We start from the raw sequence: 16221 nt of genomic DNA, 5'->3' as shown, positions 1-16221 counted from the left end.
TCCGGCCGCCGGCACAGTAAGTTCTCTGGACGTGTACACGGGAACCGCGGTGTTTGACGTCCTCCTGCCAGGGGACTCTCGTTCGTTGAAGCAGAAGCGGTCATACGTGCGACCGATCGTGGCCGCGCTGCGGAAGTTCGAGGTTTCCGTGGCCGAGGTCGGCGCGCTCGACCGGCACGGGCGGGCGGAGATCGGCGTGGCGGTGGTGGCCGCCGAGCCCGGTCACGTGGGCGAGGTCCTCGACTCGTGCGAGCGTCTGGTGGCGGGTCGCCCGGAGATCGAACTGCTGTCCGTGAGGCGGCGGCTACACGGCGACGAGGACTGATTCTGGGCAGCTCACACGGGTAGTGTGCGAGGGGTTGGCGGGTGTTTCCGGCCCTCGGGCCGGGTGCGCGCAGTGGTACTTCCCGGAGGTGGCGAGATGACGGACCCGGCCAAGGTACGCCGGCACGCGGAGCGGGTGCGAGAGCTGGTGGCTTCGGTGGTGCGTACCCAGATCAAAGACCCTCGCCTCGGCATGATCACGATCACCGATGCCCGGATCACGCCCGACCTGCGCGACGCCACGGTCTTCTACACGGTGCTCGGCGACGCCGCCGCCCAGGCGGGCACGGCGGCGGCGCTCGACAGTGCCAACGGGCTGGTGCGCAGCACGGTCGGCAAGGCGCTCGGCCTGCGCCACTCGCCGACGCTCACGTTCGTCCACGACGACGTGCAGGAGCACGCCAAGCACATCGACGACCTGCTCGCCCAGGCGCGCACGGCCGACGCCGAGGTGCAGCGGATCGCGGCCGGCGCGGAGTACGCGGGGGAGGCCAACCCCTACCGCGAGGAAGCCGAAGAGGACGAGGCCGACGACGACACCTCCGCTGACTCCAGGGACCGGCCGTGACAACCGTGGCCGAGGTGCCGGCGGCGGGCACATCCGAGCCTTCCCCCGCGGATTGGGCCGCGGCGGTCGCCGCGGTGCACGGCCTGCCGGCCGACGGCACGGTGCTCCTGGTCTGCCACGTCAACCCCGACGGCGACGCGCTGGGCAGCATGCTCGGCGTGGCGCTGGGCCTGCGCCGGCTGGGGATCGCCCAGTTGCAGGCGACCTTCCCGGGCGCGACGGCGGGCGACGGCGGCGAGGGACACGCGGCTCCGCCGGAGGTGCCCGAGCCGTTCCGCTGGCTGCCCGGCCTCGACCTCCTCGTGCCGGCCGACGCCGCGTATCCGGCGCCCGACCTGCTGCTCTGCTTCGACGCGGCGAGCGCTTCGCGGCTCGGCGAGCTGGTCGACCGGCTCGACACGGCCGGGGCGGCGGTGGTGCTCGACCACCACGCCTCCAATACCCGCTTCGGCGGCATCCACCTGGTCGACCCGGGCGCCGCCGCGACCTCGGTGGTGGCCGAGGGGCTGCTCAACCGGCTGGAGGTGCCGCTCGACGCGGAGATCGCCTCGTGTCTGTACGTGGCGCTGGCGACCGACACCGGCTCGTTCCGGTTCGACATGACCACGCCGGCCGTGCACGAGATGGCCGCCCGGCTGATCGCCACCGGCATCAGCCCGGGGGAGATCTCCCGGCGGATCTTCGACACGCGCCCGTTCGGGGCGGTGCGGCTCTACGGCGACGTGCTCCAGCGGGCCCGGCTCGAGCCGGAGGCGGCCGGCGGCGTGGGGCTCGTGTGGACGTACGCGACGCTCGACGACCTCGCCCGCCACCACCAGAAGCCGTACGTGCTGGAGGCGCTCATCGACTCCGTGCGCTGCGCGGCCGAGGCCGATGTGAGCTGCGTGATCAAGCAGGTCGGGGCGTCCGAGTGGGCGGTCTCGATGCGGAGCAAGGGCGCGGTCGACGTGAGCCGGGTCGCGGTGGCGCTGGGCGGCGGTGGGCACCGGCTGGCGGCGGGATTCACCGGGCGGGGCACGGTCGACGATGTGATCGACGCCATTCGCGCGGAGCTTTGATCCCACGCAGGGTTTCCTTCTGCTACCGGTCCGTATCCCGGGAACGGGGCGCGCGTTCAATTGACTTAACGCTAACTTGGGTTGCGTTGCGTACCGGTCCGTGCGTGCACTGCCATGAGTGACGCTCCGCACGATCGGTGTTGCCTCCAGGGTCTGACCCGACCCGGGCTCGCGCCACCGTCGCTCCGGCGATCCCGGAGGGCCGTCTCGGCGCATCGCACGAGTGCCCGCAGTGCGGGCTCGCTGTCGCGAGTCGCGCACGCCCTGGAAGGACCCCGTTCCCATGGCCACCAAGCCCAAGCCCCAGACCAACGAAGACGAGCGCGAGCAGGCCCGCCGCGCCCTCCAGACCTCCATGGACACGCGCCAGTAAGTCACGCTCTTGGTCGGCCGTGGCACCATGCCACGGCATGCGGATCGAAGGCTCCCCGACGGTCGCCGATGGCGGGTTGGCCGGCGCTGGTTGCCCTGGCGGTGGCGGCCCCGCGGTGCCGACGTCGGCGGCGGCGTCCCCGACTTCCCGATTACCGGTGACGAGCCCATCGGGTTCCTGATCGCGATCGGCGTCTTCGCCGTGATCGTGGTGTTGCCCGCCATCATCGTCGCGACCATTTTCGTCGCCGAGTGGCTTCTGCTGCTCCTGCTGCTGCCGATCGTCACCGTGCTCCGCGTCGGGTTCGGCATGCCCTGGACCGTCGTGGCCCGCACCCGCGGCGGCGTCCGCTACTCCGAGCAGGTCGTCGGCTGGCGCCAGTCGCGCGCCCTCATCAAGCTCACCAGGTCCGACGTCGAGGAGTACGGCGAGCCGCGCGCGCTCTCCTCCGTGATGTAAGTACCAGCCATCATTGCGGTCATTACGCCGTCGGTGTCAGGATGGCGGGCGATGCCTGCGTACTCCCTGCGCCGTGTGGCGGGTCTCGCGCTGCCCGCGTTGGTCGTGCTGGCGGCCGAGCCGCTGTACGTGCTGGTCGACACCGCGGTCGTGGGGCACTTGGGCAGCCTGCCGCTGGCCGCGCTCGCGATCGGCGGCACCGTGATGTCGGCGGCCGCCTGGCTGGGCACCGTGATGGCGTACGGCACGACCGGCCGTTCGGCCCGCCGTTTCGGCGCCGGCGACCGGGCCGCGGCGGTGGCCGAGGGGGTGCAGGCGTCGTGGCTCGCGTTCGGCGTGGGGCTGGCCCTCGCGGCGGTGGCGCAGGTGGCGGCGGGCCCGCTCGCCCGTACCCTGGCCGGGGACGACGCCGAGGTGGCCGGCGCGGCCGCGGAGTGGCTGCGGATCGCGGCGCTGGGCGCTCCTGGTCTTCTTCTCGCCGCCGCGGGCAACGGTTGGATGCGTGGCGTGCAGGACGCCCGCCGCCCGCTCTACTACGTGCTCGGGGCCAACGTGCTCTCCGCGGTGCTCTGCCCGATCCTGGTGTACCCGGTGGGGCTGGGCCTCCCCGGCTCGGCCGTGGCCAACGTGGTGGCGCAGTCGGTGGCCGGCGTGCTCTTCGCGCGGGCCCTCGTCGTCGAGCGCGTCGCCCTGCGCCCGCGCCCCGCCGTGATCGGCCAGCAGTTGGTGCTGGGGCGCGACCTGCTGATCCGCGGCTCGGCGTTCCAGGCGTGCTTCCTGTCCGCCACGGCGGTGGCCGCCCGCTTCGGCACCGCGGCGGTCGCCGCGCACCAGATCACGGTGCAGCTGTGGTTCTTCTGCGCGCTCGCCCTCGACGCGGTGGCGATCGCGGCCCAGTCGCTGGTCGGCGCCGCGCTCGGCGCCGGTCAGGACGGCGAGGCCCGCGATCTGGGCCGGCGGATCGCGGTGATCGGCGGCGTGAGCGGAGCCGGCTTCGCGGTGGTGATCGGCGCGGGCGCGGGCGTGGTGCCGGGCTGGTTCAGCCCCGACCCGGCCGTGCACGAGCAGGCGCTGGTGGCGTGGCCGTGGTTTGTGGCGCTGCTGCCGCTGGCCGGCGTCGTGTACGCGCTCGACGGCGTGCTCATCGGCGCCGGCGACGCCCGCTACCTGCGCAACGCGACGATCGTCGCGGCCCTGGGCGGCTTCCTGCCGATGATCTGGCTGGCGTACGCGTTCGACATCGGGCTGGGCGGCATCTGGGCCGGGCTCGCCCTCTTCATCGTGGCGCGGCTGGTGACGCTGCTGCTGCGGATGCGTTCCGGCGCGTGGGCCGTGGTCGGCGCGGTGCGCTGAGGGGCGTCGTGCGCGCGGCCCCACCGACTCTGGCAGGCTGGCGCGGTGAGTACGGACGGGCTGGTGGTCGTCGACAAGGCGGCCGGGATGACGTCGCACGACGTGGTGGCGCGGATCAGGCGGCTGGCGCGCACGCGGCGGGTCGGGCACGGCGGCACGCTCGACCCGATGGCGACCGGCGTGCTGGTGATCGGCGTGGGCCGGGCGACCCGGCTGCTGACGTACGTGATCGGGTCGGCCAAGGGGTACACGGCGACGATCCGGCTCGGGCAGAGCACGGTCACCGACGACGCCGAGGGCGAGGTGGTCGCCGCCACGCCCGCCGGCCACGTGAGCGACGGCGCGATCGAGGCGGGGCTGGGCGTGCTCACCGGCGAGATCCAGCAGGTGCCGAGCGCGGTCAGCGCCATCAAGATCGACGGCAAGCGGGCGTACAAGCGCGTGCGCGAGGGGGAGCAGGTGTCGCTCGCCGCCCGCCCGGTGACCGTCTCCCGCCTCGACCTCGTGGAGATCCGCCGCCCATCGCCCGAGGTGGTCGACATCGATGTCGAGGTGGCCTGCTCCTCCGGGACGTACGTGCGCGCCATCGCCCGCGACCTCGGCGACGGGCTGGGCGTGGGCGGCCACCTGACGGCCTTGCGCCGTACGGCGGTCGGCGGTTTCACGCTGGCCGAGGCGTCCACATTGGAGGAGCTGGAGAAGGTGGCTCCCGAGGTGGTCAACCTGCCGCTGGCCGACGCCGCCCGGCGCTACTTCCCGGCCCGCGACGCCTCCGCCGACGAGGCGAAGACGCTGTCGCACGGGGGGCCGCTCGACCGCGCCGGGATCGACGGGCCGTACGCGGTCTTCGCCCCGGACGGCGGGCTGCTCGCCATCGTGCGCGAGCGGGAGGGCCGGGCCCGCCCGGAGGTCGTCTTCACCGGCTGAGGCGCGGGGGTCGGCGGGGCGCCCCTGCGGCGCCGGGCCGAGGTACCGGGCGCTCCGAGCGGAGCCGGGCCGAGGCGGCTGGCGCCCCGGTGAGCGGGCTGTCCGGGCCAGTGATGACCCACACAGCGCAGGTCACACCACCGGACGACCTAAGCTGGGCAGCATGCAGAGGTGGCGGGGGTATGACGCGGTGCCGAGCGGGTTCGGCCGCTCGGTGGTCACCATCGGTGTGTTCGACGGCGTCCACAGGGGACACCAGGCGACCATCGGCCAGGCGGTGAAGCGGGCTCGCGACGCGGGGCTGCACGCGGTGGTGGTGACCTTCGACCCGCACCCGTCCGAGGTGGTGCGCCCGGGCACGCACCCCGCCGTGCTGACCGAGCCGCGCCGCAAGGCGGAGCTGATCGCCGAGCTGGGGGTCGACGCGCTCTGCGTGGTGCCGTTCACGCTGGAGTTCTCCCGGCTGTCGCCGGAGGCGTTCGTGCACGACGTGCTGGTCGAGCACCTCCACGCGGCGGCGGTCGTGGTGGGCGGCAACTTCCGCTTCGGGCACAAGGCGGCCGGCGACGGCGCGCTGCTGCGCGAGCTGGGGGAGCGGTTCGGCTTCGGGGTCGAAGACTCGGAGCTGGTGGCCAGCTCCGGCACGGTCTTCTCCTCCACGTACATCCGGGCCTGCGTCGCCGCCGGCGACGTGTCGGCCGCGGCGGAGGCGCTGGGCCGGCCGCATCGGGTCGAGGGCGCCATCGTCCGCGGCGACCAGCGCGGCCGCCAGCTCGGTTTCCCCACGGCCAACTTCCTCACCGGCACGCACACGGCGGTGCCGGCCGACGGTGTGTACGCGGGCTGGGTGATCCGGGGCGGCGAGCGCCTGCCGGCGGCGGCTTCGGTGGGCACCAACCCGACGTTCGCGGGGGAGGATCGGCGAGTCGAGGCGCACATCCTCGACTTCGACGGCGACCTCTACGGCGAGCGGCTGGGGCTGGAGTTCGTCGCCAACCTGCGTGGCCAGGTCAAGTACGACGGGGTCGAGCCCTTGATCGCCCAGATCAAGGAGGACGTGGCGCAGACCCGGGCACTGCTGAACGGGTAGCGTCCCACGGGCTGGTAGTGTTACCAGGACGTCGTGTTACGACGTTCTGTTCCGTGTGCCTGCACGACGCCGCGGGTCCCGGACTGCGACAAGCCCACAGAAACAGGGAGAAAATGGCGCTCGACCAGCAAGCCAAGGCCAAGATCAGGGAAGAGTACGCGACCGTCGAGGGGGACACCGGTTCCCCCGAGGTGCAGGTCGCGGTGCTCACCAAGCGGATCGCCGACCTCACCGAGCACCTCAAGGTGCACAAGCACGACCACCACAGCCGTCGTGGTCTGCTCCTCCTGGTGGGGCGCCGCCGCCGCCTGCTCAACTACATGGCCAAGAAGGACATCAACCGCTACCGGTCGATCATCGAACGACTCGGCCTGCGGCGATGAGCTAACGGGGGAGCGGCAGCGACACCAAGGTGGGATAGCCGCTCCCCCTACATCGATATGCCCAAACCAGGGGCCCGGGGAGCGGATCGACGCACCGGTCCTCGGTAGTGGCCCCCGGGCTGCCGACCATCGGCCCCCCCGGGCGCTTCGATCGAAGACCGGCCCGTCTGAGCAGCTCCCGTTAGGTTGTGGCCCCACGACCGGACAGGAGTGCATCCAGAACATGACCGAGCACAACAGCCTCGGCACGCAGCACAGCACCGCAGTCATCGACAACGGGTCGTTCGGCACCCGCGAGATCACGTTCTCCACCGGGCGGCTGGCCAAGCAGGCCGCCGGCTCGGTGCTCGCGCAGCTGGCCGACACCGTCGTCCTCTCCGCGACCACGGCGAGCAAGCAGCCCCGGGAGCAGTTCGACTTCTTCCCGCTGACCGTCGACGTCGAGGAGCGCATGTACGCCGCGGGTCGCATCCCCGGCTCCTTCTTCCGCCGCGAGGGGCGCCCCAGCGAGGACGCGATCCTCACCTGCCGCCTCATCGACCGGCCGCTGCGCCCCAGCTTCGTCAAGGGCCTGCGCAACGAGGTCCAGGTCGTCGAGACCGTGCTGGCGCTCGACCCCGACCACCCGTACGACGTGGTGGCGATCAACGCGGCCTCGCTCTCCACCAAGCTCTCCGGCCTGCCGTTCTCCGGCCCGATCGGGGCGACTCGGATGGCCCACGTCGACGGCCAGTGGATCGCCTTCCCGACCTACGACGAGCTGGCCCGGGCCACCTTCGACATGGTGGTGGCCGGACGGGTCCTGCCCGACGGCGATGTCGCGATCATGATGGTCGAGGCCGAGGCCACCGAGCACACCGTCGGCCTTGTCGCCGGTGGGGCCGTCGCGCCGACCGAGGAGATCGTGGCCGGTGGCCTGGAGGCCGCCAAGCCGACCATCCGCGAGCTGTGCCGCGCGCAGAACGTGCTGGCCGAGGTCGCGGCCAAGCCGGTCGCCGAGTTCCCGGTCTTCCTGGACTACCAGGACGACGTCTACGAGGCCGTCTCCACCGCCGTGCGGGGTGAGGTCACCGAGGCGCTGAAGATCGCCGGCAAGGCCGAGCGCGAGGAGGCGCTCGACCGGATCAAGGACAAGGCGATCGAGGTGGTCGCGCCGCAGTTCGAGGGGCGCGAGAAGGAGATCAGCGCGGCGTTCCGGTCGCTGGTCAAGTCCGAGGTCCGCACCCGCGTGCTCCGCGACCAGGTGCGCATCGACGGCCGCGGCCCTCGCGACATCCGGCCGCTGACCGCCGAGACCCAGGTGCTGCCGCGGGTGCACGGATCGGCGCTGTTCGAGCGGGGCGAGACGCAGATCCTCGGCGTCACCACGCTCAACATGCTTCGCATGGAGCAGCAGCTCGACACGCTCTCCCCGGAGAAGCACAAGCGCTACATGCACAACTACAACTTCCCGCCGTACTCCACGGGTGAGACCGGCCGCGTCGGCGCGCCCAAGCGCCGCGAGATCGGCCACGGCGCGCTGGCCGAGCGGGCGCTGATCCCGGTGCTGCCCAGCCGCGAGGAGTTCCCGTACGCGATCCGGCAGGTCTCCGAGGCCCTCGGCTCCAACGGCTCCACCTCGATGGGCTCGGTCTGCGCCTCCACCATGTCGCTGCTGTCGGCCGGTGTGCCGCTGAAGGCGCCGGTGGCGGGCATCGCGATGGGCCTGATCTCCGACGAGGTCGAGGGCAAGACGCAGTACGTCAGCCTCACCGACATCCTCGGCGCGGAAGACGCCTACGGCGACATGGACTTCAAGGTCGCCGGCACGCGTGAGTTCGTGACCGCGCTCCAGCTCGACACCAAGCTCGACGGCATCCCGTCCGACGTGCTGGCCGCCGCGTTGCAGCAGGCCCACGACGCACGGCAGACGATCCTCGACGTGATGCAGGAGGCCATCGAGGCGCCCGCCACGATGTCCGAGTACGCGCCGCGGGTCACCACCGTCAAGATCCCGGTCGACAAGATCGGCATGGTGATCGGGCCGAAGGGCCAGACGATCAACGCGATCCAGGACGAGACCGGCGCCGAGATCTCGATCGAAGACGACGGCACGATCTACGTCGGCGCGACCAACGGCCCCTCGGCCGAGGCCGCCGTCGAGCGGATCAACGCGATCGCCAACCCGACGCTCCCCAAGGTCGGCGACAAGTTCCTCGGCACGGTGGTGAAGACGGCCGCGTTCGGCGCGTTCATCTCGCTGCTGCCCGGCCGCGACGGCCTGCTGCACATCTCCAAGGTGGGCAACGGCAAGCGGGTCGAGAAGGTCGAGGACTTCCTCAACGTCGGCGACAAGGTCGAGGTGCAGATCGCCGACATCGACCAGCGCGGCAAGATCTACCTCGACAAGGTGCGTGCCGAGGGCGAGGAAGAGGCGGCGGCGCCGTCCGACGCGTCCGGTGGCGACCGCCCGCCGGCCCGTGACCGGGGCGACCGGGGTCCGCGCGACCGTGGTGACCGTGACGGCGGCGACCGTGGCCCGAGCCGCGGCGAGCGCGAGGGTGAGGGCGACGGCGAAGGCGGCCCGCGCCGCCGCCGGCACCGCCGCTGATGACGCTAAACAAGACAGACGGGGGCAGCACGGTACGTCGTACCGTGCTGCCTTCGGGTCTCAGGGTGCTGACCGAGGCGATCCCGTCGACGCGGAGCGTCTCGTTCGGCATCTGGGTGGGCATCGGCTCCCGTGACGAGACGCCCGAGCTGGGCGGTGTCTCGCACTTCCTGGAGCACCTGCTCTTCAAGGGCACCGAGCGGCGCACCGCGCTCGACATCTCCGCGCAGATCGAGGCGGTGGGCGGCGAGACCAACGCGTTCACCACCAAGGAGTACACCTGCTACTACGCGCGTGTGCTCGACGAGGACCTGCCGCTCGCCATCGACGTGATGTGCGACATCGTGGCCCACTCGGTGCTCGACCCGGCCGACGTGGAGACCGAGCGCGGCGTGATCCTCGAAGAGATCGCGATGCACGACGACGAGCCCGGCGACGAGGTGCACGACGTCTTCGCCGAGGCCATCTACGGCACGCATCCGCTGGGGCGGCTCATCTCCGGCACCGAGGAGACCATCGCGCCGATGAGCCGGGCGCAGATCGAGAGCTTCTACAAGACGGAGTACCTCGCACCGTCCATTGTGGTCGCCGCCGCTGGCAACCTCGACCACGACCTCGTGGTCGACCTCGTGCGGCGCAATCTCGACCTGGTCGGCGGGGGCACGCCGACGCCGCTGCGGCCCGTGGTGGCCGTCCCCACCAGGGCGCCGGACACCGTCGTACGCGGCAAGGACACCGAGCAGGCCCACCTCGTGCTCGGCTGCCCCGCGATCGGGCGGCTCGACGAGCGGCGGTTCGCGCTCGGCGTGCTCAACAACGTGCTCGGCGGTGGCATGTCCAGCCGCCTCTTCCAGGAGATCCGGGAGAAGCGCGGCCTCGCGTACTCGGTCTACTCCTACTCCAGCCAGTACGCCGACACCGGCCTCTTCGCGGTCTACGCCGGCTGCGCGCCGGGCAAGGTCGAGGAGGTGCTGGAGCTGACGCGGGCCGAGCTGGCTGCGGCGGCCACGAAGGGCTTCACCGAGGCGGAGTTGGCGCGCGGCAAGGGGATGTCCAAGGGCTCGTTCGTGCTGGGCCTGGAAGACACCGGCTCGCGGATGAGCCGGCTGGCCAAGGGCGAGCTGCTCTACGGCGACGTGCTCCCCGTCGATGAGCTGCTGGCCCAGGTCGACGCGGTGACGCTCGACGAGGTGAACGCGCTGGCCACCGATCTGCTGACCCGGCCTACCTCGCTGGCGGTTATTGGTCCGGTATAGGGCTTTTAGGTGCCCTGATCGTGGTCTATCCATTGGGGCCTTGATCGTCAATGCCGTGCGCGGCACGATGATGGGCCATGAGCGAGCGTCGCGCGCGAACCAACGAACTCAGCGCGCTCGGAGCCCCACGGCCGTCCGTCACGAAGCGAGGACGGCCGTGAGCGACGGGCCCCTCCCCGAGCGCTCCGCACCTCCGCCCGAGCCGGCCGACTTCGACGCGTTCTGGCGCACCACTCGCGAGGAACTGACCAGAGCGCCACTGGCCTGGCGGGTCCACCGGCGGTACGACGACCCCGGGCTGGACCGGTGGGTCGAGGAGCTGAGCTTCGACTCCTCCACCGGCGAGCGCGCGTTCGCCTGGGTCACGTACCAGCGCGAGGGCCAGCCGACCCGGGGGATGGTGGTGAGCCACGGCTACCAGGGCCGCGCGGACGGCCCGGACGAGCACGTACCGGTGCCGTATGCCGCCAAGATCTTCCCCTGCGCGCCAGGGCTGCCGCGCAGCCTCTCGGCCGCCATCCCCGCGGTGACCGCCGAGCACGTGCTGCACGGCATCAGCTCCCGCGACACGTACGTGCACCGCTTCTGCGTCGCGGACATCTGGCGGGCCGCCTCGGTGCTGCTGGAGCGGTTCCCCGGCATCGAGCAGCTCGACTACAGCGGCGGCAGCTTCGGCGGTGGCATCGGGGCACTCGCGCTGCCGTGGGACGACCGCTTCCGCCGTGCCCACCTGTCCCTGCCCAGCTTCGGCCACCATCCGCTGCGGCTGCGCGTGCCGTGCACGGGGAGCGGCGAGGCCGTACGCCACCGCGTGGCGCGGGAGCCGGAGCTGCGCACCGTGCTCGGTTACTTCGACGCCGCGACGGCCGCGACCCGCATCCGGATACCCACGTTCGTCTCGGTGGCCCGCCGCGATTCCGCGGTACCGCCGGTGGGGCAGTTCGCGGTGTACCACGCGCTCGGTGGCCCCAAGCGCCTGTACCTGCTGAGCGCCGGCCACACGACGTACCCGGGCCAGGCGAGCGAGCTGGCGGCGCGCGACCGCGAGCTGGCAACCTTCTTCGCGTGACGCGTTCCCCCGTGGGTTAAGTTCTCCCGGTGAGTGAAGAGCGCGAACCCATCCGTGTCGGCGTGCTCGGTGCCCGCGGGCGCATGGGCATGGAGGTGTGCAAGGCCGTCGACGCCGCCGACGACCTCGAAGTGGTGGCGATGATCGACCAGGGCGACTGGCTGTTCAACGCCTCCGACGCGGGGGCGGAGGTGGTCGTCGACTTCACCAACCCCGACGTGGTCATGGACAATCTGCACTGGAGCATCGACCAGGGCATCAACGTCGTCGTGGGCACGAGCGGCTTCACCGAGCAGCGCCTCGACCGCGTGCGCACCTGGCTCCAGCACAAGCCCGAGGTCGGCGTGGTCATCGCGCCCAACTTCGGCATCGGCGCTGTGCTCATGATGGAGTTCGCCGCCCGTGCGGCCCGCTACTTCGAGTCCGTCGAGATCATCGAGCAGCACCACCCCGCGAAGGTCGACGCTCCCAGCGGCACCGCCACGCACACGGCCCGTGTGGTGGCCGAGGCCCGCGCGGCCGCCGGCCTGGGCGCGATGCCCGACGCCACCAAGGACGAGCTGCCCGGCGCCCGCGGCGCCGAGCTCGACGGCGTGCGCATCCACTCGGTACGCGCCGCCGGCCTGGTCGCCCACCAGGAGATCCTCTTCGGCACCACCGGCGAGACACTCACGATCCGCCACGACTCGTTCGACCGGGCCTCCTTCATGCCCGGCGTGCTGATGGCGGTCCGCGAGGTGATCAGGCGCCCCGGTCTGACCATCGGTCTGGGTCCGCTGCTCGACTGACCCTGCTGAAACGGTCCCTGGACGATCTATTCAAAGGACAGATGCGGGCTGCCGCGATGCTCGTCGTGGTCCAGGCCGCTGCTCCCGCAGCCTCGCCCTCCGCGGTTTCAAGCCCCGCTTGTCAGCGGTCCTCCTTCCAGGAAAACACGCGCGGCTGTGGCCGCTGCGCGTCCGTGGCGATTTCTTGACCCCACAGAGCCTGTCGCAAAATTGCTCGATCGCAGTGGGTGTCGAGAAGAACACGGCTGTATCGGTCGCTGGCCGTCGAAGGGCGGCCAGCGAGGGTTAGCGCGCCCCTCAGTTCGCGCGAATCTGACGATTTGCAACAGGCTCCATAGGGTCAACTCTTCGCCACGTACGGACCCGACCCCTTGGGAGGTGCGGGGAACTGGCGTGGCTTTCGCCGGAAATGTCGCAGCGTGTCCTGGCCTCCGAAGGGCTCTTTCCGGGAAACAGCCCTTTGCCGGCGGCGTGAGAGGGCTGCTTCCCGGAAGTAGCCCTTTCGGTGCTGCTGGGCGAGGGCGGGGTTTGGTTGTGCGCTGCGGCGGGTGAGGCCGCGGGAGCTGCGGTCTGGAGCGCGGCGGACATCGCGGTAGCCCAGGTCTATCCCTTGGAATAGCTCAGCTAGAGCGCTGTGTGCAGGCGGTGCTGGGCGATGAGCTGGTCGTCGACGTCGAGTGCGCGGGCGGCGCCGTCCGGCTCCCAGCCCGCCGAGCTGAGAAACTTGCGGGTCGCCGGGTCGCCGTCGTAGACCCAGGCGACCGCGCGGGCGAGCCCGTCTTCGCGCCACAGGTCGACGCTCGCGGCCAGCAGCCGGCTGCCGTGGCCGCGCCTCCCCCAGCGGGGCTCGACCAGCAGGTCGGTGAAGGCCACGACGTCCGCGGCCAGTGGCGGCTCGTCGGGCGCGAGCGCCTGCTCGTCGGCCGGGCCCGAGGCGGCAAACCCGACGAGGTACGTCTGCTCCGCCTGCTCGAACGCCACGAGAACCCGGTGCAGCGGCGAGGGCGGCGCCTGGATCGCCTCCCGCCACCGCTCGGCCATCCACGCCTCGTCGAGCTGGTCGAGCGCGCGGGCCGGCAGCACTTTGCGGTATGCGGTGCGCCAGGTGGAGAGCTGGATGCGTGCGATCTCACCGGCGTCCTCGGGACGGGCCGGCCGGACGTACCCCGTGGCCATGAGTGACCAGCCTACGGAGGTGGCGCCGTCGCGCGGCGGCGGCCCCACGATCGGGGTCTGGGAGTCAGGCTGGCATGGCACCGACGGTGCCCGCCCGGCGGCCGGCGGTCAGCCCCGAGTGGATCGTGCGGGCGGTCTCGGCGGGGCCCAGCCCGGCGGCGATGGCGGCCGGGGTGAGCGCGCTGACGATGTCGTACGGATCGAGGAGCCCCGCCGCGGCCAGCCGCCCCAGGCTGCGGGCGGCCCGGTAGAGCGTGTTGTTGCGCTCGCCGACCGGCGCCCAGCGCACCCGCTTGGCCTCGTTGTCGAGCGCGGCGGACGCGTATCGCCCGGGATGCCGCACCACCGGCGGGGGAGGGGGCGGTGGCGGGACGACCAGCCGCAGCAGCGCGGGCGGGCAGGGCGGCGCCGGACCGTGCTGGATCCACCGGTAGGGCACGCCGCTGCCGTGAATCGACGGGGGCGCCACCACGTAGCCTCCCTCGCCGCGCCAGTCGACGCCGGGCAGCACGCGGACCCGGCTCGGCGCGCCGCTCGCCGCGAAGTAGAGGTGCAGCCCGCCCGAGCCGGTCTGCACCAGCGGGGTGTCGTCGAGGTCGCCGACCAGGTCGCGGAGCAGGTGCAGGCCGGAGTCGGTGTCCACATCGCACACGTCGACCGCGATGCCGGTGCGCAGCCCCACGTTTGCCTCCGGCCACGCGGCCCACCAGCGGCGCACCTGGTCGGCGTCGGTGCTGGCCTGGTGGAGGCCGGCGGTGATCAGGCGGGGGTGCCACCGGGGGTGCTTGCCGGGGCGGTCGCAGTGCGGGCGCCGGCACGAGCACCGCCCGCCGCCGAGGCCGGTGTGGAGGGGGAGGACGGGCACGCCGCTCGCCGCGTACCACAGAGCGCTCTTGATCGGCGACATTCCGTGATTGTATCGAACACCTGTGCTAATTGTCGTACGGCTGAGTTAACGTCCGGTGCGATGCCACTTCAAGAGTCTTTGTCGATCGCTCAGGCCCGCCGGATCGCGCTGGCCGCCCAGGGATTCGCCGACCCGGCGCCCGTGGGGGCGGTGACCATGCGCCACCTGCGCCGCGTGCTGACCCGCACCGGCCTGCTCCAGATCGACTCCGTCAATGTGCTCCAGCGGGCCCACTACCTGCCGCTCTACAGCCGCCTCGGGCCCTACCCGACCGCGCTGCTCGACCGTGCGGCCTACGGGCGGCCGCCCGAGCTCTTCGAGTACTGGGGGCACGAGGCCTCGCTCATCCCCGTGGCGCTGCACCCCGCGCTGCGGTGGCGGATGGCGGGGGCGCGCAGCGACGCGTGGGGCGGCATGCGGCGCATCGCCGAGGAGCAGCCCGAGCTGGTCGAGTGGGTCCGCGACGAGGTGCGGGTCAACGGGCCGCTGACCGCCGCCGAGATCGAGCACGACGCGCCCCGGGAAAAGGGCAACTGGGGGTGGAACTGGTCGTCCGTCAAGCGCGCGCTGGAGTTCCTCTTCTGGGCCGGCGAGGTGATGGCGGCCCGGCGCAATGGCAGCTTCGCCCGCGTCTACGACCTGCCCGAGCGGGTCCTGCCGGCCGAGGTGCTGGCCGCGCCAACGCCGACGCCCGCCGAGGCCTATCGCGAGCTGGTGGCGGTGGCGGCCCGTTCGCTGGGCGTGGCCGCCGAGTTCGAGCTGCGTGACTACTTCCGGCTGCCGGTCGCCGGCGCCCGCGCGGCCATCCCCGAGCTGGTCGACGCAGGCGTGCTCATCCCGGTCGAGGTGCGCGGCTGGCGCCAGCCGGCCTACCTGCACGCCGACGCCAAGCTGCCGCGGTGGATCCGGGGCGACACTCTGATCAGCCCGTTCGACCCGCTGATCTGGGAGCGGGCGCGCACCGAGCGGCTTTTCGACTTCACCTACCGGATCGAGATCTACACGCCGGCCCACAAGCGCGTGCACGGCTACTACGTGCTCCCGTTCCTCCAGGGCGACCGGTTCACCGCGCGGGTCGACCTCAAGGCCGACCGCAAGGCTGGTGTGCTCCGCGTGCCGGCGGCCTGGCTGGAGCCGGGCGCCGACCCGGCCGACACCGCCGACGCGCTCGCGGCTGAGCTGCGCCGGCTCGCCGGATGGCTGGGCCTGTCGGCGGTGTCACCGCCCGAGGGCGGTGACCTCCGGATGAAAAGCGCTCTCGGTGTACCGTAAACCGGTGAGCGAGCGAGCCGACCAGGAGGCGCCGTGACCAGCGTGGCCGATCCCACCGCCGCTCCGCCTCCGCCGCCCTTCTACGTGCCTCCGCCGCCCGGCCGGCTCAGCCGGCTGATGGCGCGCTCGCCCCGGTGGCTCGCCCCGGTGGCGGTGCTCGGCTGCCTGGCGGCGGCCACCACCTACGTGACGATCGCCGACCCCACCGAGTCGACCGCCGACGCGCCCCCCACCTGCCTGCTCAAGCTCACCACGGGGCTCGACTGCCCGGGGTGCGGCGGCACGCGCGCGTTCTGGTACCTGCTGCGCGGCGACGTCCCAGCCGCCGCCCGCCACCACGCGCTCTTCGTCTTCGCGGTGCCGTTCCTGCTTTATGTGTACCTGGCCTGGACCGGCAAGCGGGTCTTCGGCAAGACACTCCCGTCGCTGCGCATCACGCCCGTGGTGATCGGCTTCTTCCTCTCCGCGTGGCTGGCCTTCAGCATCCTGCGCAACCTGCCGTGGGCGCCGTTCACCTGGTTCTACGTCTAGGTCGAGTAGCCGGGAGGTGAGACCCTCCCGGCTACTCGACCTAGTAGTGCTTGGTCATGATCCGCGTCATGGTTTGAGGTGATCGTCGTCTCGGGGT

The 16221-nt window shown here is 72.0% G+C and carries 16 protein-coding genes; 14 read left to right on the top strand and 2 right to left on the bottom strand.

Annotated features, from left to right (window positions below; translation table 11 throughout):
• Positions 1–31: 31 nt before the first annotated feature.
• The 12 genes from ACFFIA_RS18440 (at position 32) to dapB (ending at position 12238) form a co-directional block, all read left to right on the top strand.
• Entirely contained in the window at positions 32–325 is a 294-nt protein-coding gene (locus ACFFIA_RS18440) for a DUF503 domain-containing protein (RefSeq protein WP_377252604.1), read from the top strand.
• A 96-nt stretch (positions 326–421) separates the two neighbouring features.
• Positions 422–892, top strand: a complete 471-nt coding sequence (rbfA, locus tag ACFFIA_RS18435; protein ID WP_377252602.1) for a 30S ribosome-binding factor RbfA — start codon at positions 422–424, stop codon at positions 890–892.
• 5 nt (positions 893–897) lie between these two features.
• Complete coding sequence (locus ACFFIA_RS18430; protein ID WP_377252682.1) at positions 898–1950, top strand: DHH family phosphoesterase; 1053 nt, start codon at positions 898–900, stop codon at positions 1948–1950.
• A 463-nt stretch (positions 1951–2413) separates the two neighbouring features.
• Positions 2414–2782 (top strand): hypothetical protein, encoded by a 369-nt coding sequence (locus tag ACFFIA_RS18425; protein ID WP_377252599.1) that lies wholly within the window; start codon positions 2414–2416, stop codon positions 2780–2782.
• A gap of 51 nt (positions 2783–2833) precedes the next feature.
• A complete protein-coding gene (locus ACFFIA_RS18420) occupies positions 2834–4135 on the top strand; it encodes an MATE family efflux transporter (RefSeq protein WP_377252596.1) in 1302 nt (433 codons plus the stop codon).
• A 45-nt stretch (positions 4136–4180) separates the two neighbouring features.
• On the top strand, positions 4181–5062 hold the full coding sequence (truB, locus tag ACFFIA_RS18415; RefSeq protein WP_377252594.1) for a tRNA pseudouridine(55) synthase TruB: 882 nt from the start codon (positions 4181–4183) through the stop codon (positions 5060–5062).
• Between the two features lie 163 nt (positions 5063–5225).
• Positions 5226–6152, top strand: coding sequence for a bifunctional riboflavin kinase/FAD synthetase (locus ACFFIA_RS18410; RefSeq protein WP_377252592.1), 927 nt, complete (start codon positions 5226–5228; stop codon positions 6150–6152).
• 113 nt (positions 6153–6265) lie between these two features.
• The gene (gene rpsO, locus ACFFIA_RS18405) at positions 6266–6535 is read left to right on the top strand and encodes a 30S ribosomal protein S15 (RefSeq protein ID WP_308714609.1); all 270 of its coding nucleotides are present in this window, start codon (positions 6266–6268) and stop codon (positions 6533–6535) included.
• A gap of 223 nt (positions 6536–6758) precedes the next feature.
• The gene (locus tag ACFFIA_RS18400; RefSeq protein ID WP_377252589.1) at positions 6759–9125 is read left to right on the top strand and encodes a polyribonucleotide nucleotidyltransferase; all 2367 of its coding nucleotides are present in this window, start codon (positions 6759–6761) and stop codon (positions 9123–9125) included.
• Positions 9125–10381 carry a M16 family metallopeptidase gene (locus tag ACFFIA_RS18395; protein WP_377252587.1) on the top strand — a complete coding sequence of 419 codons (1257 nt, stop codon included), beginning with the start codon at positions 9125–9127 and terminating at the stop codon, positions 10379–10381. Before ACFFIA_RS18400 ends, ACFFIA_RS18395 begins: the two co-directional genes overlap by 1 nt.
• 157 nt (positions 10382–10538) lie before the next feature.
• On the top strand, positions 10539–11450 hold the full coding sequence (locus ACFFIA_RS18390) for an acetylxylan esterase (RefSeq protein ID WP_377252585.1): 912 nt from the start codon (positions 10539–10541) through the stop codon (positions 11448–11450).
• Positions 11451–11479: 29 nt separating this feature from the next.
• Entirely contained in the window at positions 11480–12238 is a 759-nt protein-coding gene (gene dapB / locus ACFFIA_RS18385; RefSeq protein WP_377252583.1) for a 4-hydroxy-tetrahydrodipicolinate reductase, read from the top strand.
• A gap of 624 nt (positions 12239–12862) precedes the next feature.
• Here dapB and ACFFIA_RS18380 read toward each other — a convergent pair.
• Both ACFFIA_RS18380 and ACFFIA_RS18375 read right to left on the bottom strand, forming a co-directional pair.
• Positions 12863–13414, bottom strand: a complete 552-nt coding sequence (locus ACFFIA_RS18380; RefSeq protein ID WP_377252581.1) for a GNAT family N-acetyltransferase — start codon at positions 13412–13414, stop codon at positions 12863–12865.
• A gap of 64 nt (positions 13415–13478) precedes the next feature.
• A complete protein-coding gene (locus ACFFIA_RS18375) occupies positions 13479–14321 on the bottom strand; it encodes a bifunctional DNA primase/polymerase (RefSeq protein WP_377252579.1) in 843 nt (280 codons plus the stop codon).
• 60 nt (positions 14322–14381) lie between these two features.
• Between ACFFIA_RS18375 and ACFFIA_RS18370 the strand changes: the two genes are divergently transcribed.
• Both ACFFIA_RS18370 and ACFFIA_RS18365 read left to right on the top strand, forming a co-directional pair.
• Positions 14382–15593, top strand: a complete 1212-nt coding sequence (locus tag ACFFIA_RS18370) for a winged helix-turn-helix domain-containing protein (protein ID WP_377252577.1) — start codon at positions 14382–14384, stop codon at positions 15591–15593.
• 33 nt (positions 15594–15626) lie between these two features.
• Positions 15627–16124: a DUF2752 domain-containing protein gene (locus tag ACFFIA_RS18365; protein ID WP_377252575.1), complete on the top strand. Its 498-nt coding sequence runs from the start codon at positions 15627–15629 to the stop codon at positions 16122–16124.
• Positions 16125–16221: the final 97 nt, after the last annotated feature.

Origin of the sequence: Phytohabitans kaempferiae (assembly GCF_042433955.1) — a bacterium.
In the GTDB taxonomy this organism is placed as follows: Bacteria; Actinomycetota; Actinomycetes; order Mycobacteriales; family Micromonosporaceae; genus Phytohabitans; species Phytohabitans kaempferiae.
This window is presented reverse-complemented; position numbering and strand designations above follow the sequence as displayed.

Bases quoted from the DNA above. Each gene is read 5' to 3' on its own strand.
- rbfA (WP_377252602.1), top strand. From the start codon at position 422: ATGACGGACCCGGCCAAGGTACGCCGGCACGCGGAGCGGGTGCGAGAG.
- ACFFIA_RS18420 (WP_377252596.1), top strand. From the start codon at position 2,834: ATGCCTGCGTACTCCCTGCGCCGTGTGGCGGGTCTCGCGCTGCCCGCG.
- ACFFIA_RS18410 (WP_377252592.1), top strand. From the start codon at position 5,226: ATGCAGAGGTGGCGGGGGTATGACGCGGTGCCGAGCGGGTTCGGCCGC.
- rpsO (WP_308714609.1), top strand. From the start codon at position 6,266: ATGGCGCTCGACCAGCAAGCCAAGGCCAAGATCAGGGAAGAGTACGCG.
- ACFFIA_RS18400 (WP_377252589.1), top strand. From the start codon at position 6,759: ATGACCGAGCACAACAGCCTCGGCACGCAGCACAGCACCGCAGTCATC.
- ACFFIA_RS18395 (WP_377252587.1), top strand. From the start codon at position 9,125: ATGACGCTAAACAAGACAGACGGGGGCAGCACGGTACGTCGTACCGTG.
- ACFFIA_RS18380 (WP_377252581.1), bottom strand. From the start codon at position 13,414: ATGGCCACGGGGTACGTCCGGCCGGCCCGTCCCGAGGACGCCGGTGAG.
- ACFFIA_RS18375 (WP_377252579.1), bottom strand. From the start codon at position 14,321: ATGTCGCCGATCAAGAGCGCTCTGTGGTACGCGGCGAGCGGCGTGCCC.
- ACFFIA_RS18370 (WP_377252577.1), top strand. From the start codon at position 14,382: ATGCCACTTCAAGAGTCTTTGTCGATCGCTCAGGCCCGCCGGATCGCG.